General features: G+C 65.5%; 20 protein-coding genes and 1 tRNA gene. 4 read left to right on the top strand and 17 right to left on the bottom strand.

Going from position 1 to position 23,531, the window contains the following annotated elements:
- Window positions 1-8 precede the first annotated feature (8 nt).
- From pth to FPH17_RS04290, 7 genes are all read right to left on the bottom strand, one after another.
- On the bottom strand, window positions 9-572 hold the full coding sequence (gene pth / locus FPH17_RS04320; RefSeq protein WP_154878795.1) for an aminoacyl-tRNA hydrolase: 564 nt from the start codon (window positions 570-572) through the stop codon (window positions 9-11).
- Between the two features lie 20 nt (window positions 573-592).
- Window positions 593-1,246, bottom strand: a complete 654-nt coding sequence (locus tag FPH17_RS04315) for a 50S ribosomal protein L25/general stress protein Ctc (RefSeq protein ID WP_154878794.1) — start codon at window positions 1,244-1,246, stop codon at window positions 593-595.
- Window positions 1,247-1,637: 391 nt separating this feature from the next.
- Window positions 1,638-2,672, bottom strand: coding sequence for a histidinol-phosphate transaminase (gene hisC, locus FPH17_RS04310; RefSeq protein ID WP_154878793.1), 1,035 nt, complete (start codon window positions 2,670-2,672; stop codon window positions 1,638-1,640).
- Window positions 2,673-2,678: 6 nt separating this feature from the next.
- A complete protein-coding gene (locus FPH17_RS04305; RefSeq protein ID WP_244288061.1) occupies window positions 2,679-4,040 on the bottom strand; it encodes an amino acid permease in 1,362 nt (453 codons plus the stop codon).
- Between the two features lie 79 nt (window positions 4,041-4,119).
- The gene (locus FPH17_RS04300) at window positions 4,120-5,097 is read right to left on the bottom strand and encodes a ribose-phosphate diphosphokinase (protein ID WP_154878792.1); all 978 of its coding nucleotides are present in this window, start codon (window positions 5,095-5,097) and stop codon (window positions 4,120-4,122) included.
- Window positions 5,098-5,106: 9 nt separating this feature from the next.
- Window positions 5,107-6,546 carry a bifunctional UDP-N-acetylglucosamine diphosphorylase/glucosamine-1-phosphate N-acetyltransferase GlmU gene (glmU, locus tag FPH17_RS04295; RefSeq protein ID WP_154878791.1) on the bottom strand — a complete coding sequence of 480 codons (1,440 nt, stop codon included), beginning with the start codon at window positions 6,544-6,546 and terminating at the stop codon, window positions 5,107-5,109.
- A 66-nt stretch (window positions 6,547-6,612) separates the two neighbouring features.
- Entirely contained in the window at window positions 6,613-7,848 is a 1,236-nt protein-coding gene (locus FPH17_RS04290; protein ID WP_154878790.1) for an MFS transporter, read from the bottom strand.
- A gap of 80 nt (window positions 7,849-7,928) precedes the next feature.
- Here FPH17_RS04290 and FPH17_RS04285 point away from each other — a divergent pair, with 80 nt between their 5' ends.
- Window positions 7,929-9,386 carry a multicopper oxidase family protein gene (locus FPH17_RS04285; protein ID WP_244288060.1) on the top strand — a complete coding sequence of 486 codons (1,458 nt, stop codon included), beginning with the start codon at window positions 7,929-7,931 and terminating at the stop codon, window positions 9,384-9,386.
- Here the strand turns inward: FPH17_RS04285 and FPH17_RS04280 are convergent.
- Window positions 9,361-11,403, bottom strand: coding sequence for an acyltransferase family protein (locus FPH17_RS04280; RefSeq protein WP_154878789.1), 2,043 nt, complete (start codon window positions 11,401-11,403; stop codon window positions 9,361-9,363). The two genes, FPH17_RS04285 and FPH17_RS04280, sit on opposite strands and share 26 nt — an antisense overlap.
- Before the next feature lie 269 nt (window positions 11,404-11,672).
- Between FPH17_RS04280 and FPH17_RS04275 the strand changes: the two genes are divergently transcribed.
- Together FPH17_RS04275 and mfd are read left to right on the top strand one after the other, a co-directional pair.
- The gene (locus FPH17_RS04275; RefSeq protein WP_154878788.1) at window positions 11,673-12,356 is read left to right on the top strand and encodes a TetR/AcrR family transcriptional regulator; all 684 of its coding nucleotides are present in this window, start codon (window positions 11,673-11,675) and stop codon (window positions 12,354-12,356) included.
- Window positions 12,353-15,985, top strand: coding sequence for a transcription-repair coupling factor (gene mfd, locus FPH17_RS04270; protein ID WP_154878787.1), 3,633 nt, complete (start codon window positions 12,353-12,355; stop codon window positions 15,983-15,985). The genes FPH17_RS04275 and mfd overlap by 4 nt, the downstream gene beginning before the upstream one ends.
- A gap of 413 nt (window positions 15,986-16,398) precedes the next feature.
- Here mfd and FPH17_RS04265 read toward each other — a convergent pair whose 3' ends face one another.
- Both FPH17_RS04265 and FPH17_RS04260 read right to left on the bottom strand, forming a co-directional pair.
- Window positions 16,399-17,283 (bottom strand): NgoMIV family type II restriction endonuclease, encoded by an 885-nt coding sequence (locus FPH17_RS04265; RefSeq protein WP_095276872.1) that lies wholly within the window; start codon window positions 17,281-17,283, stop codon window positions 16,399-16,401.
- Window positions 17,280-18,305, bottom strand: coding sequence for a DNA cytosine methyltransferase (locus FPH17_RS04260; protein ID WP_095553189.1), 1,026 nt, complete (start codon window positions 18,303-18,305; stop codon window positions 17,280-17,282). Before FPH17_RS04260 ends, FPH17_RS04265 begins: the two co-directional genes overlap by 4 nt.
- A 156-nt stretch (window positions 18,306-18,461) precedes the next feature.
- On the opposite strand from FPH17_RS04260, the gene FPH17_RS04255 reads away from it, so the two are divergent.
- Window positions 18,462-18,535 (top strand) — tRNA-Leu (locus FPH17_RS04255).
- Window positions 18,536-18,539: 4 nt separating this feature from the next.
- On the opposite strand, the gene FPH17_RS04250 is transcribed toward FPH17_RS04255, so the two are convergent.
- The 7 genes from FPH17_RS04250 to FPH17_RS12075 form a co-directional block, all read right to left on the bottom strand.
- On the bottom strand, window positions 18,540-19,331 hold the full coding sequence (locus tag FPH17_RS04250) for a hypothetical protein (RefSeq protein ID WP_133064842.1): 792 nt from the start codon (window positions 19,329-19,331) through the stop codon (window positions 18,540-18,542).
- Between the two features lie 27 nt (window positions 19,332-19,358).
- Complete coding sequence (gene crtI / locus FPH17_RS04245) at window positions 19,359-20,915, bottom strand: phytoene desaturase family protein (protein WP_154878786.1); 1,557 nt, start codon at window positions 20,913-20,915, stop codon at window positions 19,359-19,361.
- 37 nt (window positions 20,916-20,952) lie between these two features.
- Window positions 20,953-21,711 carry an SDR family NAD(P)-dependent oxidoreductase gene (locus tag FPH17_RS04240; protein ID WP_154878785.1) on the bottom strand — a complete coding sequence of 253 codons (759 nt, stop codon included), beginning with the start codon at window positions 21,709-21,711 and terminating at the stop codon, window positions 20,953-20,955.
- Between the two features lie 44 nt (window positions 21,712-21,755).
- Window positions 21,756-22,052 (bottom strand): FAD-binding domain-containing protein, encoded by a 297-nt coding sequence (locus FPH17_RS12090; RefSeq protein ID WP_238397067.1) that lies wholly within the window; start codon window positions 22,050-22,052, stop codon window positions 21,756-21,758.
- A 62-nt stretch (window positions 22,053-22,114) separates the two neighbouring features.
- Window positions 22,115-22,330, bottom strand: coding sequence for a deoxyribodipyrimidine photo-lyase (locus FPH17_RS12085; protein ID WP_244288059.1), 216 nt, complete (start codon window positions 22,328-22,330; stop codon window positions 22,115-22,117).
- Window positions 22,327-22,422, bottom strand: a complete 96-nt coding sequence (locus FPH17_RS12080) for a deoxyribodipyrimidine photo-lyase (RefSeq protein ID WP_198949229.1) — start codon at window positions 22,420-22,422, stop codon at window positions 22,327-22,329. The genes FPH17_RS12085 and FPH17_RS12080 overlap by 4 nt, the downstream gene beginning before the upstream one ends.
- A gap of 20 nt (window positions 22,423-22,442) precedes the next feature.
- Window positions 22,443-23,435 (bottom strand): suppressor of fused domain protein, encoded by a 993-nt coding sequence (locus tag FPH17_RS12075; RefSeq protein ID WP_154878784.1) that lies wholly within the window; start codon window positions 23,433-23,435, stop codon window positions 22,443-22,445.
- Window positions 23,436-23,531 lie beyond the last annotated feature (96 nt).

The raw sequence follows: 23,531 nt of genomic DNA, 5'->3' as shown, positions 1-23,531 counted from the left end.
CCACAAACTTATACGGAACGGCGCCACAAATCTGCCGCATCGGCTGCGGCGATGGAGAGGTCGACCTGCTCCCTGGAAGAAAACGGCTTGAGCACGTAGTTCGCCGGGGCCATGCGGCCTGGCGGGCGACCAATGCCGAGCGCCAGCTTGTGGTAGGGCTTGCCGCCCAGGGATTTGGTGACGGACTTCAGCCCGTTGTGCCCGTGGTCCCCGCCGCCGGTGCGGAGCTTGACCTGGCCGAGCTCGAGATCCAGCTCGTCGTAGGCGACGTAAAGGTTGGACGGGGGTACGCGGAAGTAGTCCGCGAGCGCCTTGATCGGCCCGCCCGAGACGTTCATGAAGGCCCGGGTGCGCGCCAGGATGACCTGGCGGTCGGGCAGGAGGCGGCCGGCGGCAAGCTCGGCGACCTCGGTGTTCGTGCGTTTGTGCACGGCAAGTTGGGCCGGCATCGGTGTGGCGCGGGAGCAGAGCTCGTCGATAAGCGCGACGCCCGCGTTGTGGCGCGTGCCGGCGTAGGTGGGGCCGGGATTTCCCAGCCCCACAACGAGGAGGGGCGAATCAGAAGTAGACACGGCCCCTCAGCATATCGTGTTTACTCCTCAGAGTCGCCAGACTCAGACTCGTCCTCGGCGGACTCAGCGCCAGCCTCGGCGCCGCCCTCCTCGGCCTCAGCAGCGGCTTCCTCGAGCTCCTCGTCAACCTGCTCGTAGGTGACGTTGACCAGCAGGTCCTCCGGGTCGGACAGCAGGGTAGCGCCTGCCGGCAGGGTGACGTCGCCAGCGGTGATCTGGTCGCCGATCTCCTTGCCCTCGACGGACACCTCGAGCTCGTCCGGGATGCTCAGGGCGTCGATCTCGATCTCGATGACGTCGTTCTCCACCAGGACGACGGCGTCCGGGTGAGCCTCGCCGGTGGTGATGACCGGGACCTCAACGTTGACCTTCTCGCCGCGCTTGATGCCAAGCACGTCGACGTGGTCGATGTCCATGGAGATGACGTTCTGGTCGATGTGCTTGACCATGCACAGCAGCTTCTCGCCGTCGAGGTCGAGCTCGAGAATGGCGTTCACGCCCTCGTTACGGATGATCGCGGAAATCTCGATGCGGTCCACGGAGAAGTGAACGTTGTCGATGCCGGACTCGTAGAGGACGCCCGGGATACGACCCTCGCGACGCAGGCGGCGGGCAGCGCCCTTGCCGAACTCCTCGCGCTTTTCAACCTTGATGACAGTTGGGGTAACAGCCATTGTGTGACTCCTTTTGTAAAGTGTGGGCCACAGGAAAAGCCTGCGACCACTGAACGGAACGTGTGCTCGTCGAGTGATCGCAGGCTTGCTCATCACTGCTCACTCGAGCATGAGAAAAAGTCTGGATACCTATCGCGCCGATAACGGCTATACAGCCCTCGCCGAGACGTGGAAAGTGTAACTCACCAGCGCCATCAATCCAAACTCTTGGAGGAGCGGATCACCGGGCGGTGTCGTCTCCATCACCTTGGACAGCGACATCTGCGATGGCCATGCTCCATGTGTTGCCATCATGTCCCCGATATACCCGGCCAGATACTCCGGTGAGTTTGGGCGGATGCCCAGGCGAGAGCAGACGAGGTACGTCACCGTTTCCGAGCGAGGCGAACGTCTATTCCAATATCTGGTGAAGGGCGCGCAGGCAGGCGTCTGTCTCGTCCTCGTTCGTGACCGTGATGCGCACGCCCTCTGGAAACGCGCGCACAAGCACGCCGTGCGCGGCCATGCGCTCGGCGAAATCTTGTGGGGCACCCGGAATCCAGACGAAGTTGGTCTGCGACTCCGGCGTGCCGAAGCGGGACAGCGCCTCGACCAGCCTGGTCCGCTGAGCGCACGTCTCGTCCACGCGCGTCTGCAGTTCCGCGCCCGCGCTCAGGCAGGCGAGCGCCCCCGCTTGCGCGACGGAGCTGACGGAAAACGGTACCGCCACCTTGTTCAGGGCCTCGATGATGGCGGGGGCGCCGAAGGCGTAGCCCACGCGCACGCCGGCCAGGCCGTACGCCTTGGAGAACGTGCGCAGGCCCACCACGTTGTGGTACTTCGTGATTTCCTCGGTGGCCACCGGGGTGTCGGTGGCGCGGTTGTATTCAAAGTAGGCCTCGTCGAGCGCGACCGTCACGCGCGGCGGAACCGCGGCCATGAATGACTCCCACTCCGCGGTCGTGATGGTGGTGCCGCTCGGGTTGTTCGGGTTGCACACGAAGATAAGCCGGGTGGCGTCGGTGATCGCCCCGGCCATCGCGGCGAGGTCGACGCGGTGCTGCGTGTCCAGCGGGATCGGGCGCGGCGTTGCTCCCGCGACCTGCGCGAAGATGGGGTAGGCCTCGAACGACCGCCAGGGAAAGATCACCTCGTCGCCGGGCTGCGCAGTGGCGGTGACCAGCTGCTGGCATAGCGCCGAGGAGCCGGTGCCCACAGCGACCTGGTCGACGTCGACGCCAAGGTGCGCGGCCAGGGCCTCGCGCAGCTCCACCGCGCCCATGTCGGGGTAACGGTTCGTGCCGTCCAGCGCCTTCGTCATCGCCTCCACCACGGTGGGCAGCGGTCCTTCCGCGGACTCGTTGGAAGAGAGCTTGACGGTGCCGGGCGCGTGCTCGCGCGCGCCGGGGACGTATGCGGGAAGGGATGAGAGGTCGTGGCGGATCATGCCTGCCTAGTTTAGGACCTCATCGGGCTTCCTGAGGGCACTTATCACGCTCAATGCAACGATCCACGCAATGAGGGCGAACAGCCCCACGCGGTAATCCGGCAGGCACGCCATGAGCACGAGCACCAGCGCGTAGAACCCGGCACAGAGCCAGTTGGCAACGGGGTAGAACGGCGCGCGGAAGGAAGACTGCCCGCCGCCCGCCCGGAAGCGGAGGTGGGCAAAGCTTATCGACGCCCACGTGATCAGCTCTGAACCCACGATGATGGCAAGCAACACCGCGAAGACCTTCCCCTCGAAGAAGTAGTTTAGGATGACAACGACGCCCATGAGCGTGGCGTCGAAAAGCAATGCCCGAAGCGGCAGGCCCTTCTTGGTGGTGGCGGAGAACCAGGCGGGGGCCTGGCCGTTGCGGGAGAGGTCGCGAAGCATGCGGCTGCCGGAGTACGTCATGGTGTTGCACACCGAGGCCACCGCCACCAGGATCACCAGGTTGAGCAGGTGCGCGGCGCCGTCGACGCCGACCGCCGTGAGCACGCGGATGAACGGGCTGGCGGAGGAGCCCTGCTCGTCCCACGGGGCGAGGAGCAAGATGACGCTCATGCCGCCCAGGTAGAACAAGAGGATGCGCCAGATGACCGAGTTGACGGCGCGCGGAATGGACTTCGACGGGTCCTGCGCCTCACCCGCGGCCGTGCCGATGGACATGATGCCGCCGAACGTAAACGTGACGGCGACCAGGGAAAACAGGACGCCGGTGGCGCCGTTGGGGAAGAACCCGCCGTGGATGAACAAGTTGCCGGTGCCCACCGCGGGCTCTGGTCCCAGTCCCAGGACGAGCACGATGCCCAGCACAATCATGAGGGTGAGCGCGATGACCTTGATCAGGCTGAGCCAGTACTCGGCCTCCGCGAATACGCTCACGCGCGCCGCGTTGATGGTCACCACGACCAGGAGCGTGACCAAGGCGGTGAGCCAGTGGGGGATGGAGGGGAACCAGAAGTCGAGGAACGTGCCCATGGCGGTCAGCTCGATCATGCCCACCACGATGGTGGTGAACCACCAGTTCCAGCCCGCGATGAAGCCGGCTCGCGGCCCGATGAACTCGCGGGCGTAGGCGGCGAACGAACCGGAGACCGGGCGGGCGACCGCCATCTCGCCCAGCATGCGCATGAGCAGGTAGACGATCGCGCCGACGATGACGAACGCGAGCAGGACCGCGGGGCCGGCGTAGCTGATGGACTCAGCGGAGCCGAGGAACAGGCCGGTGCCGATCGATGAGCCAAAGGCGATCATCTGCATGTGGCGCTGCTTCACGCCGCGCTGCAGGCCACCATCGCTTTCTGGCGGTGTTGCTACGTCGGACACGGGGCTCCTCACAATTCATTGCAGCCCCCGTGCCGGCGTTCGGTCACGGGGGCTTATGGGAAAGTACGGCGGTGGGCTACTACGCCTGGCCCTCAAAAAGGGTGGTCACCGAGCCGTTTTCAAAGATCTCGCGGATCGTCTTGGCCAGCAGCGGGGCAATGGACAGCACCGTGAGGTTCTGCCAGCCCTCCGTGGACTGCGGCAGAGTGTCGGTGGTGATGACCTCCTCGGCGCCGCACTGGCTCAGGCGCTCGCGCGCCGGGTCGGAGAACACGCCGTGGGTGCAGGCGATGACGACGGACTTTGCTCCCGCCTCCTTCAGCACGCCGACGGCGCCGGCGATGGTGCCGCCGGTGTCAATCATGTCGTCCATGAGGATGCAATCCTTGCCCTTGACGTCGCCGACGACGCGGTTGGACACGACCTTGTTCGCGGCGTCGATGTCGCGGGTCTTGTGCACGAACGCCATCGGGGCGTCGCCCATCGCGTTCGCCCACTTTTCCGCGGTCTTCACACGGCCGGCGTCGGGGGAGACCACGACCAGGTTGTCCATCGGGTACTTGGACTTGATGTAGTCCACAAGGATGGGCTGGGCGTGCATGTGGTCGACCGGGCCGTCGAAGAAGCCCTGGATCTGGTCGGTGTGCAGGTCCACGGAGACGATGCGGTCGGCGCCTGCGGTGGTGAGCAGGTCCGCGATGAGGCGGGCGGAGATGGGCTCGCGGCCGCGGTGCTTCTTGTCCTGGCGGGCGTAGGGGTAGAACGGCAGGATCGCGGTGATGCGCTTCGCGGAGCCGCGCTTGAGCGCGTCGATCATAATGAGCTGTTCCATCAGCCACTTGTTCAGCGGCTGCGCGTGCGACTGCATGACAAAGCAGTCGGCGCCGCGGACGGACTCCTCGAAACGGATGAAGATCTCCCCGTTTGCAAAGTCGCGGGCGGTGGTGGGAACGAGGTCAATACCGAGCTCGCTGGCCACCTGGTCCGCCAGCGCCGGGTGGGCGCGGCCGGAAAAGACCTTGAGGTCCTTGTGGCTTTCGGTTGAGTATCCAGTCATTGCGATCCTTTAGCTCTCGCGTGCGTTCTTGGCAGCCTTCGCAGCATCGGTGTCCGGGCGGCGCTTTTCCACCCATCCCTCGATGTTGCGTTGGCGGCCTTCCTTGATGGCGAGTGCGCCGGCAGGCACATCCTCCGTTACCACTGTACCCGCGCCGGTGTAGGCGCCATCACCGATGTTCACCGGGGCGACAAACATGGTGTCGGACCCGGTGCGGCAGTAGTCACCAATCGTGGTGTGGTGCTTGTTCACGCCGTCGTAGTTGGCAAAGACGGAGGAAGCGCCGATGTTGGACTCGCGGCCCACGGTGGCGTCGCCGATGTAGGTGAGGTGCGGGACCTTGGAGCCCTCGCCGATCTTCGCGTTCTTGGACTCGACGAACCCACCGAGCTTGCCGCGCGCGCCCAGCTCGGTGCCGGGGCGGATGTAGGTGAACGGGCCGACGGTTGCGTCCTCGCCGATCACGCCCAGCTCGCCCTGGGTGCGCACGACCTTGGCGCCGGCGTGCACCTCCATGTCGGTCAGCGTGGTGTCCGGGCCGATCTCGGCGCGGTCGCCGATCGAGGTGGCACCCCACAGCTGCGTGTTGGGATAAATGATTACGTCCTGGCCGATCTCCACGTCCACGCCGATCCAGGTGGTCGCCGGGTCGACTACGGTGGCGCCCCCGCGCATCGCCTTCTCCACCTGGCGGCGGTTCAGCTCCTTGCCGGCGGCGGCCAGCTGCACGCGGTCGTTCACGCCGGCGAGCTCGCGGGCGTCGGGCGCCACAAAGGCCGCAACGGTCTTGCCGTCGCTGCGGGCGATACCAAGCACGTCGGTGATGTACAGCTCGCCCTGCGCGTTGTCCGAGTTGATGCGGGTCAGGGCGTCGCGCAGCACGGCGCCGTCGAACGCAAAGACGCCGGAGTTGACCTCCTTGACGGCCTTCTGTTGGTCGTTAGCGTCCTTCTCCTCGACGATCTCGCGCACGTCGCCGGACTCGTCGCGGATGATGCGGCCGTAGCCGGTGGGGTTCTGGAATTCCAGGGAGAGCACCGTCACGGCGGCCTGCGCCCGCTCGTGCTCGTTGATGAGCGCCTCGATGGTCTCCGGCTGCAGGAGCGGGACGTCGCCATTGGTGACCACGACGGTGCCGTCGAAGTCGGGGATGGCGGTCAGGCCGCACTGGACCGCGTGGCCGGTGCCGTTCTGCTCCTCCTGCACCGCCTGGAGGATGGTGGTGTCCATCTCCTGGGCAATCTCGTCCACCGCCGGAGACACCTGGTCGCGCTGGTGGCCGACGACAGCGACGACGTGCTCCGGGTGCACGGAGGCCGCGGCATGCAGCGAGTGGGAGAGCAGGCTGCGCCCACCGATCTCGTGCAGCGTCTTCTGCTTCGTCGACTTCATGCGGGTACCGGCGCCTGCGGCGAGCACAACGACGGCGCACTTGGAGTGGTTTGGCACTCTTGGCTCCTTATGTATGGCTTTGAGTTGAGTAACTAACGTCCTGTTTACGTTAACGCATAACGCCTACGCGTTGCGGGCAGAGACATCCTTCAGGTTCGCGGCGGAGAACACACCGACGAAGCCGACGAGGGCCAAGAACACCAGCGTGGTCTGCGGTCCGAGCACCGAGATCGCCGAAGAGATCGCGCCGACCACCAGCAACACCACGCCCATCACGGTGTTCGCGGCCCCCGTGATCATCGTGCGGCGGTCGCCGTCCGCCATGTCCACCAGGTACGTCTTGCGGCTCACGCGCACGGCGGTGTGCGCCAGGTTGACCACGAAGAAGCCCAGCGGCATGATCCACGCGTTGGCGGCCGCGGGCAGCAGGTTTGCGCTCGCGACGAGCAGGAGCAGGCTTATCGACGCCACCGCCGCCGCCCAAGCCATCGTCGTCTTCGACGACTTATCGGACCACATGCCGGAGATGCGCCCACCAATGAGCGCCGCGCCGCCGGAGGCAATGATGAACGAGCCCAGGTTGGAGAGGTTCGCGCCCTCCGATTGCGCCAGCACCACGATGAAGGGGGTGGACAGTGCGGTGACCAACATCAGCGAGCGCACGACGAGGAATTTTTGCAACTGGCGGTCGCCCTTGACCAGGTCGTAGGTGGCCTTCGCCCAGTTGCTGTTGGTCTTCGGAGTCGGCTCCTCGGCGGGCTCCTTGATCGTGCCAAAGACCAGCGAGGCGAACGCCCACGTGGACGCGCCGCCCGCCAGCAGCGCCACGATCACCCACCGGGGCAAGTCGTTGGGGAGGACAGAGAGGAGGAGGCCGACGGCGAGCGTGAAGCCGCCGGACAGCGCGGCGGCGCGGCCCGTGATCCGGCCGCGGCGCCCCTTCTCAATGGTGCGCCCCTGCACGTCCTTGCCCGCGATGGAGCACAGCGCGCGGAACACCGCTTGCGCTGCGAGGAGGACGACGACTGCGGCGCCGAGGGCGGTGCCGTCGATAAGCATTGCACTGAGCGCGATCAAGCCTGCGGAGATCGCCTGGCCCCACGAGCCGATGAGCCAGGCGCGTTTGCGCTGCGCCTGCGAGGTGACCCACGGGCTGAGCGCGGCCTGGGGGAGCATCGAGCCGGACTCGCGGATCGGGACGAGGAAGGAGGTGAAGACGTGCGGCACGCCTGCCGCCGTGAAGAGCCAGGGCAGGACCGTTTTGGGCGCGACGATCTGGTCGCCGATGCCTTGCAGGCCGTTCGACCAGATGAACCTGCGCGCGTTGTACTCCTGATGTGGTTTCGGGCTGTTGCTCATGTGGGAAATAGTAGAATTGAGGGGTGACGTGCGCAGAATGAGGCGCACCAAACTTTTCGGCTGAGCAGGAGGCTTTTACCGTGGCACGCGGTATCAATCGGCGAACCTTTTTCCGGGGCATCGTCCTCTCGAGTGCGGCGGTACTCGCCGCTTGCGCGAGCGGGCAACCCACCCCGCGCGGGGCGAAGGAGGAGGCGCGGCCCCTGCCTATTCCGCCGTTGGACCAGGGCCGGTTGGTCGGGGGAGTGCGCGAGTTCGAGCTGACCGCGCAGGAGGGGCGCGTTGAGATCCTGCCCGGGGTGCGCACCAACACCTGGGGCTTCAACGGCGATTTCCTCGGGCCGACCCTGTACATGCGCAACGGCGAGACCGTGCGGATGACGGTGCGCAACCAGGTGAGCGAGCCCACCGTTGTGCACTGGCACGGCATGCACCTTCCCGCTGATGCGGACGGCGGCCCCGCGCTCGTCTTCGCGCCGGGGGAGCAGTGGCAGCCGGAGTGGACCGTGCGACAGGACGCCGCCACCGTCTGGTACCACCCGCACCCGCACGGGGTGTCCGCGCTGCACGCGTACCGCGGCCTCGCCGGGGGCATCGTGATTGCCGACGACGACGCGGACGCCCTCGGCCTTCCCAACACCTACGGCGTGGACGACATCCCGGTGGTGATCACCGATGCCAAGTTCACCGACGACGGCCAGCTGGACGAGACGATCGACCCGACCTACGGCCTGCTCGGGGACACCCCGCTGATCAACGGCATTACGAAGCCGAAGCTGGAGGCCGAAGCGTCGCGGCTGCGGCTGCGCCTGCTCAACGGGACCACCATGCGGTTCCACAACCTCAGCTTCGGCACGCCGGTCCACGTCATCGCTACGGACCAAGGCTTGCTGGAGCGCCCCGTCGAGGTGGATTCGATCCTGCTCAGCCCGGGCGAGCGCGCCGAGGTCATCTTGGACCTCGGCGCGGGCAAGTCCGCGAAGCTGCGCAGCATCGGGGTGCCGGACGGCGGCGGACTCCCGGACGGGGAGGTGGCCGACGGCTTCGGGCTGGGCGATACGTTCGACCTGCTGGAAATTACCGGGCCTGCGTCCGAGAGCAGCGGGGACCTGCCGTCCTCGCTTGCTGCGGCGCCGGAGGTGAGCTCCGACGATGTTCAGGCAGCGGTGGAGCGCGAGTTCCGCCTCAACGGGTTCCAGATCAACGAGCAGTCCATGGACATGGACCGGATCGACTTTGTCATTGATAAGGAGGGGCCGGAGGTGTGGACCGTGACCAACGAGAACGCGGATTGGCCCCACAACTTCCACATCCACAACGCGCGCTTCCGTGTACTCGGCGTGGAAGGCGGCGAGTTAGCGTTCACGGACGGCTGGCACGACACCGTCTACATCCCGCCGCTGGCCACGGTCCGCCTCTACGTGGACATCCCGTTCCTCCCCAACCCCGAGTACGCCTACATGTACCACTGCCACATGCTGTTCCACGAGGACGAGGGGATGATGGGCCAGTTTAAGATTTTGGACCGTCCGCGGTAACCTCCGCGTCCTTCGGGATGTCGCTGGTCTCGATGTTTTGTGGGAATGCGTGGGACAGCGCTGAGGCGAAGTGCGTGCCGCGCGCGTCGTTGCCCGTGGCGTTGTAGTGCACCTCGTCTCCGGCCAGGAACCAGTCCAGGTGGCCGCGGGCTTCCGACGCCCAGTCGTAGACCACGACGTCGCGACGCTCCGCCGCGACCTTGCGGAGTGCGTCGTTGAACTCCTGCATGTTCTCGTTGGAGTAGAAGCCGTTGCTCGGGGTGCCGGTGGCGGCGGTCGGCCACATGACGCGGTAGCCGTCGAGAAGCTCGAGCATCGTGCGAATGTTGGTCTCGATCTCGCCGGTGGTGTCGTAGCCGTAGGAGCGGGCGGCGTCCGCGTTGGCCGCGTCATTGACGCCGGTGGCGATCACCCAGCAGGTGTCCTCATCAGGGACGCCCATGTTTTGGAGCTGCTGGACGGACTCGATAGCAGACGGGTAGTTTTCGCCGTTGCCGCTAAACCCTTGGTTGGTGGCGCGGGCGCCGAAGACGCTCGTCTCGACGCTGCCCGCCCCGGCGTCCAGGTAGCGGTCGATCGCGGTTTCCGCGCCCTCGGGGAGCTGGCCGGGGTCGAACATGCCGATCGAGGTGGAATCGCCCACGTGGATGACCTGGCTGCAGGCGGTGGTGACGTCGGCGTCCTGGTCGCTCCACGACGCCGCCTGCTCAGTGGTCGTCATAGATTCGGTCGTTGCCTCGTCCTCCTGCTCCCTGTTACCGCTGCTCTTCGCGGAGTCGGGCAGCTCCATCGCCGGCTTCGCGGGGCTGCCGGTGTCCGTGGCGAACAGGGCGGGGATGCCGATGGCGATCACGCTGATCAGCGTGACCGTGGACCCCAGCGATACCGGGCGCAGCGCCTGCAGCGGCTTCGTCTTGTACGCCTTGAGCGGGCCGAGCACGCCGTGGCGGCGGATCGGGTTTTCAAACAGAGTCCAGCTGAGCGCTGCGAGCGCCACGGACAAACCGACGGTAAGCACGGAGGCCCAGAACAGGTGCTCCTGCAGCCACGTATCCGGCATGAAGTAGATGACCGGCATGTGCCACAGGTAGATGCCGTAGGAGCGTTCGCCAATCCAGCGCAGCGGCTCCCAGCCGAGGATCGCGGGCCAGGGGCCGCGCGTGCCCAAGACGGCGTAGATGGCCAGAACGGTCGCCGCGTTGAGCAGGAGGATGCCACCTTTGTACAGGAACATGTTCTCTTGGGCGACCATCATGCTCAGCGCGATGATGCCGGCAAAGCCGACTGCGCCGACGAGCGTGCCGGCCACCGGTGAAGCGGCCACCTGCTTCCCGGCGTTGCGGCGCGCAGCGACGATGACGGCGAGTGCCGCGCCCAACAGCAGGCCGCCGGCGCGGGTGTCGGTGCCCTCGTAAATGCGGGTCGGGTCCACGTCAGGCCTGGCCAGCGCCCACATCCACCCGTAGGAGGCGGCGGCCAGGAGGACGGTGGCGGTGGCGACCAGCCAGGGGCGGCGCAGCACCTTGAGCAGGACCCAGAGCAGGAGCGGCCACAGGAGGTAGAACTGCTCCTCGATGGCCAGGGACCACATGTGGTCCAGTGGGCCGGGCCCGTTGAACTGTTCAAAATACGACGCCCCCGTGGCGATGTTGTGCCAGTTGTTCACGTAGAACACCGAGCTGAGGGCCTCGAAGGCGCGGTCGTGCAGGTGCTCGGCGTCGAAGGCGACGGAGAGGAGCAGGACCGTCAGGACGGTGGCCAACATTGCCGGCGCGAGACGACGGAACCGGCGGAGCCAGAAGGTGCCCAGGTGCAGCGAGTTGTCGCGCAGGTGGCCGTTCATCAGGTTGAGCGTGATGAGGTAGCCGGAGAGCGTGAAAAAGACGCCGACGCCGAGCAGCCCGCCGCCAAAGCCCGGAAGGTTCAGGTGGTACGCAATGACCAACAGCACCGCGATCGAGCGGAGCCCGTCGAGCGCAGGAACATACCGGGTTGAGCCGTGAATTGGGCGCGGCATAGAGGAAGCCTTCCGACTAGCTGGTAAAACAATGACAGTGTAGTCGGGAAAGATTGAATGTACTCATTAGGCCAAGCGAATCCGCTGCATAAAAAAGCTTCCCCACCAGGACTCGAACCTAGAATGACGGTACCAAAAACCGTAGTGTTGCCGATTACACCATGGGGAATGACAAGAAGACAGTCTAGCGTATAGCGCGCGATTCCAGAAAATGTCTCCAGCGGTGGCGCCTCGACGGGTGCGGGCAGTGCGGACGTAAAGTGGTACGCATGGCTCGTCAGCGAATGACCGGCAAGCAACGCCGGGATCAACTCATTGCCGTGGGCTGCGCCGCCTTCGCGGAGCGCGGCCTCGACGGCATCTCGGTGGAGGAGCTCGCCAGCCGGGCCGAGGTGTCCAAGCCGGTCATCTACGAGCACTTCGGCGGCAAGGAGGGGCTCTACCGCGCCGTCATCGACGTGGAGATGCAGAAGCTGGAAACGCGGATCTCCGCGGTGATCCAGGACGGTCGGTGGCGCGAGCGCATCGAGAAGGGAGTGGTCGCGGTGCTGGAGTACGTCGAGGAGGAAACCGACGGGTTCATCATTATCGTGCGCGGCCAAGCGCCGGGGGAAGAGCCCACCTACACCACGCTGCTCAGCCGCGTCACCACGCAGGTCTCCGCGCTGTTAGCGCAGGCGTTCCGCCAGCGTGGATTAGATGACTCGGTTGCGGCGTTGTACGGTCAGGCGCTGGTCGGCACAGTTTCCAACACCGCGCTGTGGTGGCTGGACGAGCGCCAGCCGGACAAGTACACCACTGCTGCCCACATCGCCAACATGTGCTGGAACGGGCTCCGCGGCCTGGAAGCGCAGCCCCACATCGTGCAGTGTGAGCCTTCGGCTGCGGGTGGGGGCGGAGAAGGTGGCGTCGACAAGCACTACAAGCCCACGGATGGGGAGAAGGACGAATGACACAGGACACCGTGCCCGCGCTTGGCGGGCTGCTCACCATGGCCATGACCGACCCCAAGCTCAAGGGGCTGGTGGCCAACGTAGGGATGGATTCGCTGCATGTGACGGGGCTGGACCAGGCGCGCGCCTGGGCGGCCGGGGCGATCGCGCGCGAGGTGCCGCTGCTGCTCATTACCGCCACGGGGCACGAAGCGGAGGACCTCGCTGCAGAGCTCAAGGCGCTGCTCGGCGAGGCGAAGGTGGGGCATTTCCCCGCCTACGAGACGCTGCCGCACGAGCGGCTCTCGCCCGCGCCGGACGTGGTGGGGCGGCGCTCGAAGGTGCTGTGGGAGATGCCGCGGGTGATCGTGGCCGCCGCGCGCGCCGCGTGCCAGCCCGTCCTCCCCGCGCCGGAGCCGATCCGGATCGAAGCCGACCGCGAGTACGACTTTTCCCAGCTCACCGAGCGGATTTCCTTGTTCGGCTACGAGCACGTGGACATGGTGGCTAAGCGCGGCGAGTTTGCCACCCGCGGCGGCCTCATCGACATTTTCCCCACCACCGCCGAGCAGGCCGTCCGCATCGAGTTCTGGGGCGATGAGGTCACCGACCTGCGCAGCTTCTCCGTCGCGGACCAGCGCACCATCGACGAGGTCGCGGCCGTCGAGGTGTTCCCCGCAAGGCAGTTGCTTATCGACGCCACCGTGTCCGCCAAAGCCGACGAGCTTGCCAGGAAGTTCCCGTCCAACCCGACCCTGGTGCAGCTGCTCACCCGCGTGTCCGAGGGCATCCACGCCGACGGCATGGAGGCGCTCATCCCCGCACTCACCGAGCAGAAGTACGCCGCGCTGCCGGAGCTGATGCCGTCCGGCGCGATCGTGATGGTGACCTCCCCGGAAAAGGTGCGCACCCGCATCGCCGACCTGGAGGCCACTGACCACGAATTCCTCGAGGCCGGCTGGGAGGCCGCCGCCATGGGCGCTGAGGGACCCGTCGCCGTGGAGGGCCTCGACTTGTCCGCATCCTCCTTCCGTTCCTACGAGTCGCTGGAGGTTTCCGCGCGCAACGCGGGGGCGGCGTGGTGGACCTTCGCACCGCCCGGCATGTTCGCCGCGGACGACACGGAGACGCTCCCGCTCGAGTTCGAGCCCGCGCCCGCGCCGAAGGGCGACCCGAAGGAGATTGAGAAGCTCTACGCCACCCTGAAGCTGCACGTGCAGCAGAACCACGGCAAGGTCGCCTTTGTCGCCCCGGCGAAGGGCTCAGTGGAGCGCACCGCGGAGCGCCTGCGCGAGCACGGCGTCTCCGCGCGCATCGCCACGCCGGGGCTCGAGCCCGTCGACGGCGCCGTGACCCTCTACCAGGCGCTCAGCCACGCGGGCATGGTGTTCCCGGGTCCGAACCTGGTCGTGGTGACCGAGACGGACGTGACCGGCAACAGGGTCGGCGACATCGCCGGCGCCAAGCGCCGCGCCCCGCGCCGCCGCAACCGCGTCGACCCGCTCGCGCTCACGCCGGGCGACTTTGTCGTCCACGACACGCACGGCATTGGCAAGTTTGTGAAGATGGCCGAGCGCACCATCAAGACGGGCGACGAGGACTCGCGGCGCGAGTACATCGTGCTGGAGTACCAGCCCGCCAAGCGCGGCCAGCCCGGCGACCAGCTGTGGGTCCCCATGGAATCGCTGGACCTGCTGAGCAAGTACACCGGCGGCGAGGCCCCGCGCGTGAGCAAGATGGGTGGCTCGGACTGGAAGAACACGAAGCGCAAGGCCCGCGCGGCCGTGCGCGAGATCGCCGGCGAGCTCATCGAGCTCTACGCCAAGCGCCAGGCCGCGCCGGGCCACGCCTTCGCCCCGGATACGCCCTGGCAGCAGGAGATGGAAGACGCGTTCCCGTTCGTGGAGACGGAGGACCAGATGGCGGCCATCGACGCGGTCAAGGACGACATGGAGAAGCCGACGCCGATGGACCGCGTCATCGTCGGCGACGTCGGGTTTGGCAAGACCGAGGTAGCCGTCCGCGCCGCGTTCAAGGCCGTGCAGGACGGCAAGCAGGTCGCGGTACTCGTGCCGACGACGCTGCTGGCCCAGCAGCACTACAACACCTTCGCCGGACGCATGGACGGCTTCGGGGTGACGGTCCGCGAGCTGTCCCGCTTCACCTCGGCCAAGGAGGCGAAGGAGATCACGGGCGGGCTTGCCGACGGCTCCGTGGACGTAGTCATTGGCACCCACCGCCTGCTCACCACCGGCGTGCAGTGGAAGAACCTCGGCCTGATCATCGTGGACGAGGAGCAGCGCTTCGGCGTGGAACACAAGGAGCACATCAAGGCCCTCAAATCCCACGTGGACGTGCTCACCATGACGGCGACGCCGATCCCGCGCACCCTGGAGATGAGCCTGACCGGCATCCGCGAGATGACCAGCATCACCACGCCGCCGGAGGACCGCCACCCGGTGCTCACTTACGTGGGCCCACAGGAGGACAAGCAGGTTGCCGCGGCGATCCGACGCGAGCTGCTGCGCGACGGCCAGGTCTTCTACATCCACAACAAGGTCTCCGACATTGAGAAGACCGCCCGCACCCTGCGCCAGCTCGTGCCGGAGGCCCGCGTGGTGGTGGCCCACGGGCAGATGAGCGAGCAGGTGCTCGAGCAGACCGTGCAGGGCTTCTGGGACCGCGAGTACGACGTGCTGGTGTGCACCACCATCGTGGAGACCGGCCTGGACATCGCCAACGCGAACACGCTCATCGTGGAAAATGCCCAGAACATGGGCCTGTCGCAGCTGCACCAGCTGCGCGGGCGCGTGGGGCGCTCCCGCGAGCGCGGCTACGCCTACTTCCTCTACCCGAAGGAAAAGACGCTTACAGAGACCTCCTACGACCGCCTGGCCACGATCGCCCAGCACAACGACCTGGGCGCGGGCATCGCGGTGGCGCAGAAGGACTTGGAGATGCGCGGCGCCGGCAACGTGCTGGGCGCCGAGCAGTCCGGCCACATCGCCGGTGTCGGCTTTGACATGTACGTCCGGCTCGTCGGCGAGGCGGTCGAAACGTTTAAGACCATGATGGACGGCGGCACCGTCGACGGCACCGACCAGGGCCCCAAGGAGATCCGGGTCGATTTGCCTGTCGACGCCCACATCCCGGAAACCTACGTCAACGCAGAACGCCTACGCCTGGAGATCTACCGCAAGCTCGCCGAGGCGCGCGAAGAACAGGACCTCGCGCGCGTCACCGAGGAAATGGTGGACCGCTTCGGGCCGATGCCGGTCGAGGTGTCGCGCCTGATGGCCGTGGCGCGGCTGCGCCACCAGGCGCGCAAGGCCGGGGTCTCCGACATCCTGGTGCAGGGCACGCGCATCAAGTTCCACCCCGTGGAGCTGCCGGACTCGAAGCAGGTGCGGCTCAAGAGCCTGTACTCGGGGGCGAACTACCGCGCCGCCGCGAAGACGCTCCAGGTGCCGATGCCGCGCGAGTCGAAGGCCATCAACAGCCCGAATCTGCGCGACGTGGAACTCGTCCAGTGGGTAGCCGACTTCCTGTCCAGCATGTTCGATGTCGAGGAGATTGACGTCAACGGCCCCAAGCCTGCCGGAGGGGAGGGCAAGAAGGGCAAGAAGAAGGTCATCTCGGTCAGCGAGTAAGCAGCCGATTCGGGGAGATGAGTACCAAGAAGATGCTCCGCATTGAAGCCGGTGGCGACCGGGGAATAGAAGCGCCCGTTCGCTTCGTGGCAGAAGTAGTGCCAAGCCCATCTCGACTGTGCTAGGACGTCGAGCCGTGGGGACTGCCTTTCGTGGCGCAGGTATTCGCACCGAGAGGGCGCAGGTGGCGTGGAACCAGGTTGCGGTGGATGCGCCCCTCGACGATGCCCTGAATACGAGGGCTGCAAGCGTTGGCGCCAGCCCGTCTCTTGCATGACGGCAGTCAGTTCAGCAGCAGGTGCCCGCGAATAGCGGATTGCGACTAACCACGAGCGCCTCCACTATGAAATGTGAGACCGAATGCTGCGCCGATGGGTACAAGGAAAGTGGACGCAGGGTTACTGAGCATTTAATTAGACCGAAAGATCGAGTGGAAGGTCAGCGATGTCACGCAGGCGGTCACCGTCCACCAAGGTATGCATTAATTCCTTGGCGTCGTCGCTTCCCTTCTCTTCAATCGCGATCATAAGCTCATTCAACGCAACGTGGTACACCATGTCGACGTCGCCAGTGCCCAGAGCAAGGCTAGCTATCCTACTCATCGTTGGTTCATTTGTGACAGCGATGATATGCGGAGACCGACCTTTTCGGTTTCTAATCAGATTGAGCGCTTCCGCACGCGTATTCTGAGATCGGTCGCTCCTCATTGTCCATTTGCAGGAGATGACAGCGTGCACATGCGCTGTGGGAGCCGCGCGGTTTGCAGCGCGTACAGGGGAGAGGGTTCCAGTGTGTTCATCGACGATGACACGGTCTTGATTTAGCACGTCGTCTGAGATTGCATTTCGGAGAACCAAAATGTCCGGTGATATGACATAGTTGTTGCCCAGGGACGCGCCTAAGTCGGGGTTAAGGCGGATTGCTTCTGCCAAACTCGCAAGGTGCGTATATGGCTCATACACTGCGAGATGGTCTCTACGGCGTGAGCTGCCCACATTGAGGATGGACCAATCGCCCGGGCGCACAGATTGCATATAGGGGAACGTTGCTTCCAGGAATTCAGCAATGATGTGTTCGAAGCCCGCTCCAGCGCTCTGTCCAGGCTTTTTCTTGGCAGTGTGTGCATGGAGCTGTTCCGCGACGTGGAGAGAAAGCGCCCGGGACGATGACTGACTCTTGTCAGCGTTTGATGCGATCTTGCCAAGTGGTGTCTCCGCGATGGAAAGGGTGCCTGATTCAACAAGTTGCTGATGTAAGGCGCGGCGCGATGATGTAATTAAAGCTGGACGCGGTTTCATGATGATAGCTCCTCGAGTAACGGTGCGTGAGGGATGATCGCTGTGGCCGGGGAGAGGCCCTGCAGAGGCTCCTTTCGTAGTGCAGATGCAATTCGAACACCGATCGCGTGGGCCACAGGTGGTGGGAACGCGTTCCCCACCTGTTTCCACGCCGCAGTCTTGCCCCCCTCCCATTTCCACTCTGGAGGAAAACCCTGGATTACGGCGCCCATCTTCACGGTGAGGCGAGGTAAATTTTCAGAGAGATCGGTTGGAAAATCCGGGTGAGGAGGCTCTTCTGCGATACTTGTGCCACGGACGCCTAATTTCTTCCAAGCTTCTCGGGCTCGGGTTGGACCGACATCTGGTCCGCCGTGTTTCTTAGATCCGCCGACGAGAGTCGGCCCAATGGCGTTTGCCTGTTGCGCCCAGCGTTTTGCGCCTGGCCAGCCGTTTGCACCCATAAGCGGTTCGAGAGCCTGCCCTACCGTGAGGCGGTTCTCGTATGGCGTTGGCCAGGCGAAATACTCGACATACTCCTCTTTCAGTGCAACCAAAATGAATCGCGGCCGAAGTTGGGGAACTCGATAGTCTGCAGCAGTAACGAGTTCCCAGTACGACTGGTAGCCAAGCTCTGCGAGTTGGTTGACGAGTTTATCTCTGTAGGCCGCAAAACGAGGCTGCGCCAGTCCCTTAACGTTCTCCAGCAATACTGCCTTCGGGTTTGAGCTAGCGATGAGTTCGATCGCGCGAGGGAATAGATCGCGTTCATCGTCTTGACCTAATTGCTTTCCCGCGATGGAGAACGGCGGGCAGGGGACACCACCTGCAAAGAGGTCGAGGTTGTCTGTGTAAGGGGAAATATCAAACTCTAAAACATCGTGGTGAATTACATTCCACTCCGGACGGTTCGAGCGAAGTGTTGCCACTGCGTGATCATCAATTTCCACTACAGCTCGGTGGTGAAAGCCTGCCTGCTCAAGACCGAGCGCTTGACCGCCAGCTCCAGCACAAATTTCTACCGAGGTGAGTTGTTTTTCCATCGTGAGACCTACTTTATATAGTGCTTACCGTTTGGGGTAATGAGTCTACTTTTGGAGCCAACACCAAGAGGATGGAATCGAAAATATGTTCTTAATCTCAGGAGGGGTAGGCAATTCTTAGTGCGTCGGGGGTGCAGGGTACGATGACTGCCTGTTGCCCCTATAGCCCAATCGGCAGAGGCAGTCGACTTAAAATCGATTCAGTGTGGGTTCGAGTCCCACTGGGGGCACCGATTAGCTCACCGCGTCAACGGCGTCCTGCAGCAGCCGCGTGACCTGCTCCGGGTCCTCGCCGGAACCGGTGATTTGGACAACGGTGTTGCCAAAGCGGCCGTAGACCGTCTCTCCGGTGTAGGACATTGCGCCCTCGACGGTGGTTACGCCGGAGAAGGAATCGTCCGCGCCCTCAAACTTCAGGTCCGACTTCTCGTACGTGTTGTGGGAAGAGACGGCCTGCTCTCCGGTGCCGGACGTGATCGTGATGTCCGTGCAGTCGCCGCTGTAGACGTCGCTGCGCTTCAGCAGATCCTTCGCGTCGTCCTCGTTGCCAAATTCCGCGACGACCAGGTCCACCGACGGACCGCTTTCGGGCATCTCTGCCGGCTTGGACAGCAGGGTGGACTTCGAGTGCTTGGTCATGAGGTTGTCCAGGACCTTGGTCTCGTCTGAGAAGTCGCACTGCGGCGGATCCACGGTGACATCGCTGGGCGTCTCCATCGACTGGTCGTCGCCGCCCATCTGCTCGTAGAGCGCATTCAGGTCCGTTTCCTCCGCGGTGGGGTACTGCTCCTTAAACGCGGCGATGACCTTGTTGGCTTCCTCGCCGTACTCGGCGGGCGGCTCGCCGGTGCCTCGGTCTTCCGCCGGCGCAGCTTCCACGGGACTCTCAGTGCTCTCAGACGCTGGGGACTCCTGCGATGCCGTTGCGCTCGTGTCGGTGCTGGTCGAGTCATCGGCCGAGCAGCCGGCAAGCGCCAGGCCCACCGAGGTCAGCAGTGTCGCGGCAATTACGGTGTGTCGTTTCATGCGCCCGACCATACGTGATCGACGCCGTCAGGCGGTAGGTAAAGGCCCAGAACTTTTGTCGCCGCGGAGCCGTTTCACCACGTTCTCGGCAGAAATGAGGCACATCGGCACGCCTACCCCCGGCACCGTCGTCGCGCCCGCATAGTAGAGGTCGTCCAGTGTGCGAGACGCGTTGCGCCCGCGCAGAAACGCCGACTGCCGCAGCGTGTGCGCCGGGCCGATCGCGCCTCCGGACCACGCGCGGTAGCGGTCCGCGAAGTCTGCGGGCCCGACCGTCTTATGCACGACGATCCGCTCGCGCAGGTCCGGGATGCCGCACCACTCCGCGATCTGCGTCAGGGCAGCGTCGGCGATCGCTTCGACGCTTGTCGACGCCCCGCCTCCGTACGCATCTCCGCCCCCAACATCCGTCTGGGCGGGCACCGGGACGAGGACGAAGAGGTTCTCGTGCCCCTCGGGCGCCGTGCCGGGGTCCGTGGCCGACGGCTTGGATACGTAGATTGAGCGCGAGGCGCCCAGCGGGCGCGCGTCGACGGGGCCGTCGAACACCGCGTCAAAATCTGTGCCCCACTCGCGGCTGAACAGCAGGTTGTGGTGCGCCAGCTGGGGCAGCGCTCCGCGCACCCCCAGGGTGAGCAGGACGGCGCTGACCCCGGGGTTGCGCTTGGCAAAGTAGGGCTCGTCGTAGGTCCTCTTGTCCGCCGGGAGCAGGCGTGTTTCGGTGTGGTGGAGGTCGGCGGCGGAGACGGTGGCGTCGAAAAGCAATTGCTCCGTGCCAACGCGCACACCCGTGGCGCGGCCGCCGGAGTGCGTGATGGCGGTGACCTCCGTGCCGAGGCGGAAGCGGACGCCCTGCTCGCGGGCGATGCGGTAGATGGCGTCGACGACGGCGGCGAATCCGCCCAGCGGGTAGCGCACGCCCTGGGTGAGGTCGGTGTGGCTCATGAGGTGGTAGAGCGACGGGGTCTTCGAGGGGTGCGACGACAGGAACACCGCCGGGTAGGTGAGCATCTGGCGCAGGCGGACATCGCTGAAGCGGCGCGCCACGAAGCGGTCGAGCGGGGTGGTGAGAAACTTGGCCAGGTCGGCGTAGCCGGCGCGCACCTCCGGCGCGAGGAACGCGGCGGGGGAGGAGAATGTGGTGTAGAGGAAGTGGCGCAACGCCAGGTCGTAGGTGCGCTCGGCGGAGTCGAGGTATTCGGTGAGTTTCGCGCCCGCGCCGGGCTCGATGGACTCAAAAAGCGCCGCAGCGCGCGCGGGGTCCGCGGGGACGTCGAGTGGCGCCTGGCACTCGGGGAACAGGCGGTACGCGGGGTCCAGCGGAACGAGGTCGAGCAGCTCCTCCGTGCGGTAGCCAAAGAGCGCGAAGAAGTGGTCAAACGCGTCCGGCATGAGGTACCAGGACGGCCCCATGTCGAAGCGGAACCCGTCGAAGGTTTCCTCCCCGGCCCGCCCGCCGACTGCGTCCAAGCGCTCGAAGACGGTCACCTCGTATCCCTCGCGGGCCAGGAGCGCGGCGGTGGCGAGGCCGGCGAACCCGGCGCCGATCACGGCTGCGGTTGGGGTCGAGGCTGAAGTGGGCACGGGGAGTACACCTTTCTTTTAGAGGGGGCTAGATAGCCTAGATAGCAGTGTATCCGCCGTCGACGAGGTGGTAGGAGCCGTTGACAAAGGAGGCTTCGTCGCTGAGCAGGAAGCGGACCATGGCTGCGACCTCCTCCGCGCGACCGAGGCGAGCCTGCGGGTGGCGGGCAATGAGCTGCTGGCGCATCTCCTCAGACAGGCGGTTGAGCAGCGGGGTGTCGATGTAGCCGGGGCCGACGGCGTTGCAGCGGATGCCCTTGGCGGCGTAGTCCGCGGCGATGGACTTGGTCAGCCCGATCACGCCGTGCTTCGCGGCGGCGTACGCCGCGATCCCGCCTTGACGGGCGACGGAGCCGTGGATGGAGGACATGTTGACAATCGCGCACGGGATTCCATCCTGCTGCGTAAGCATCTGGTTGAGCTGGTAGTGGCAGCCGTAGGCGACGCCGTTGAGGTTGAGGTTGATGATTCGGTCCCAGTCCTCGAGTTTCTTCTCCGCGAGCGGGACTTGGTCACCGATACCGGCGTTGTTCACCGCGAGGTGGAGCGCGCCGAACGTCTCCACAGCGAACTTCACTGCTGTTTCGTTCTCTTGCGCGCTCGCGGCGTCCTGCTTGAGCGCGGCTGCGGTGCCGCCGGCCGCATCGATGTCCTGGGCGACTGCACGGGCGGCGTCCTCGTTGATGTCGGCGACGACGACCTTCGCGCCGTTGGCGGCGAGGTCGGCGGCAACGGCCTTGCCGATGCCGGATGCTGCGCCGGTGACCAGCGCGACGCGGTTGTCAAAGATGCCCATAGGGATGTCCTTTCGGTGGAGGTGGATGGGATCTTCGCACCAGACTAATGATGCGCCGCGATGTCGTCGTAGGCCGCTAATGCCACCTTGCGGGATGCCTGTACATCCACCATCGGCCCAGGATAGGCGGGGGTACTCACCTCGGGTACCCAGCGGCTGACGTACGCGCCGTCACGGTCGAACTTCTGCTGCTGCGTGAGCGGATTGAAGATACGGAAGTACGCCACGCCCGTCTCCCCGCGCTGCCAGCGGGCGAGCTGCTCGAGGTGTTGCACATCGGGGTCCATCTCTGGGTGCGCGACCGCGTGCCATACGGTCGCCGGGGGTGCAGTGCGCCGCAAGTGTTGCGCTCCACTCGGGCTCGTCCATGCTTGTCGACGCCCCCTCGACCCCCTCCAATCCCTCAACGGCAGGGGCGGGTGTGGGGGGACGGAGGGGCGTCGAGAAGCATGCCCTGTGCCTTCTTGGAAAAGGGCGTGAATACGCGGTAGGGCGTGCCGGAAGCAGTGCGGACCTCCCAGGGCTCGGTGAGCAGGAAGCCGGGGTGCGAGACCGCGCCGGTGGCCTCCTTGACCTGCGCGTCGATGTCGGTGAGGTGGTAGCGGCGGTTCCACGTCACCGCGGCGCCGAAGCAAGCGTCGCATTGTCGTGCAGGCGCAGGTCGTCGCGGAACCACACGAGGGTGGTGGGGGCGTTGGTGTCGTGGCTCATTGCACCGATGCTCGTGCGGGTTAGCGCTGCGTATCCACGACGTGCAACTCGAGTGGGGCGGTGACGAACCGGTACGTCCCTGGTGCCGCGTCCAGTTTGGCCAGGATTTCGTTGCGCACGTCCGGGGAGGTGGGCACGCGCAGACCGTCCTCCTCTGCAGTGATGGCTCCTGGGAGGTCGGGGTCGAACAGCAGCCAGTTGTGCTCTGCGACCAGGGCGAAAGGCCTGCCGAAGGGGAGGCGGTGGCGCATGGCGCGTAGGATCGCGCGGGCGCCGTCGACGGAGACGTCGATACGCCCGGTGCCCTCGACACCGAGCAGCCGCGACTCGACGGCGCCCACGGTCGATCCCTCGCGGGCGGTGGCCGCGGTGACAATGCGGCGGGCGGGGCGGTGCGTGGCTACGTCCGCGCGCGCCGGATCGCTCAGCCCGAGGGGGAACGTGTCTCCGAGTACACCGGTGAACTTCAGCGGGTCCCACGCCAGCGCGTCCTCGAGGTCGCGCGCGGTCAATCCCACGGCGTAGGTGAAGCGGACCATGGCCAGGCGCGAATCGATGACACCAAGCAGCGGGTCCGCGACGAAGCTGAACGCGGAAAGCCGCGCGCCATCTGCGACCGGCGCGTGGAAGTCGAAGTAGTGGCCGGGCTCGATGGGGCGGCCAGTCCTCCGGATGTGGCGGACCAACCGGCCCAGCACCGCCGCGGGCCAACCCGGGGGAAGCGGCGCGCCGGCTGCGGGAACCCGGAGCGTCAGCTCGGTGTGCGTGCCGGCGAGCGGGAGCGAGGAGCGCACCGGCGCCAGACCGAACGTGCTGAACAGGTAGTGGTCCACCGGGTGGCTGATCCGAAAGGCCAGGATTTCCACGTCCCCGTACTGCGCAGCAAACGGGTGCGCATCCCCCGTGAGCTCGAGCAGCCGCTCGCGCACGGCGTCGCCTACCGCGGCGGGGCGAAACCGTTGCTGGTGGGCGCGGGAAAACAGCTCCGGCGCGCCCCATTCGGGCAGATGCATACTCACACTTTAGGCCCGTGTGCCGCGAGCTTCATACGCGGATGGGAACTATCTGGGAAGGTGGGGCGTTACATAAGGTGACACGGACGATGGACA

The organism is Corynebacterium gottingense (assembly GCF_007559235.1).
In the GTDB taxonomy this organism is placed as follows: domain Bacteria; phylum Actinomycetota; class Actinomycetes; order Mycobacteriales; family Mycobacteriaceae; genus Corynebacterium; species Corynebacterium gottingense.
This window is presented reverse-complemented; position numbering and strand designations above follow the sequence as displayed.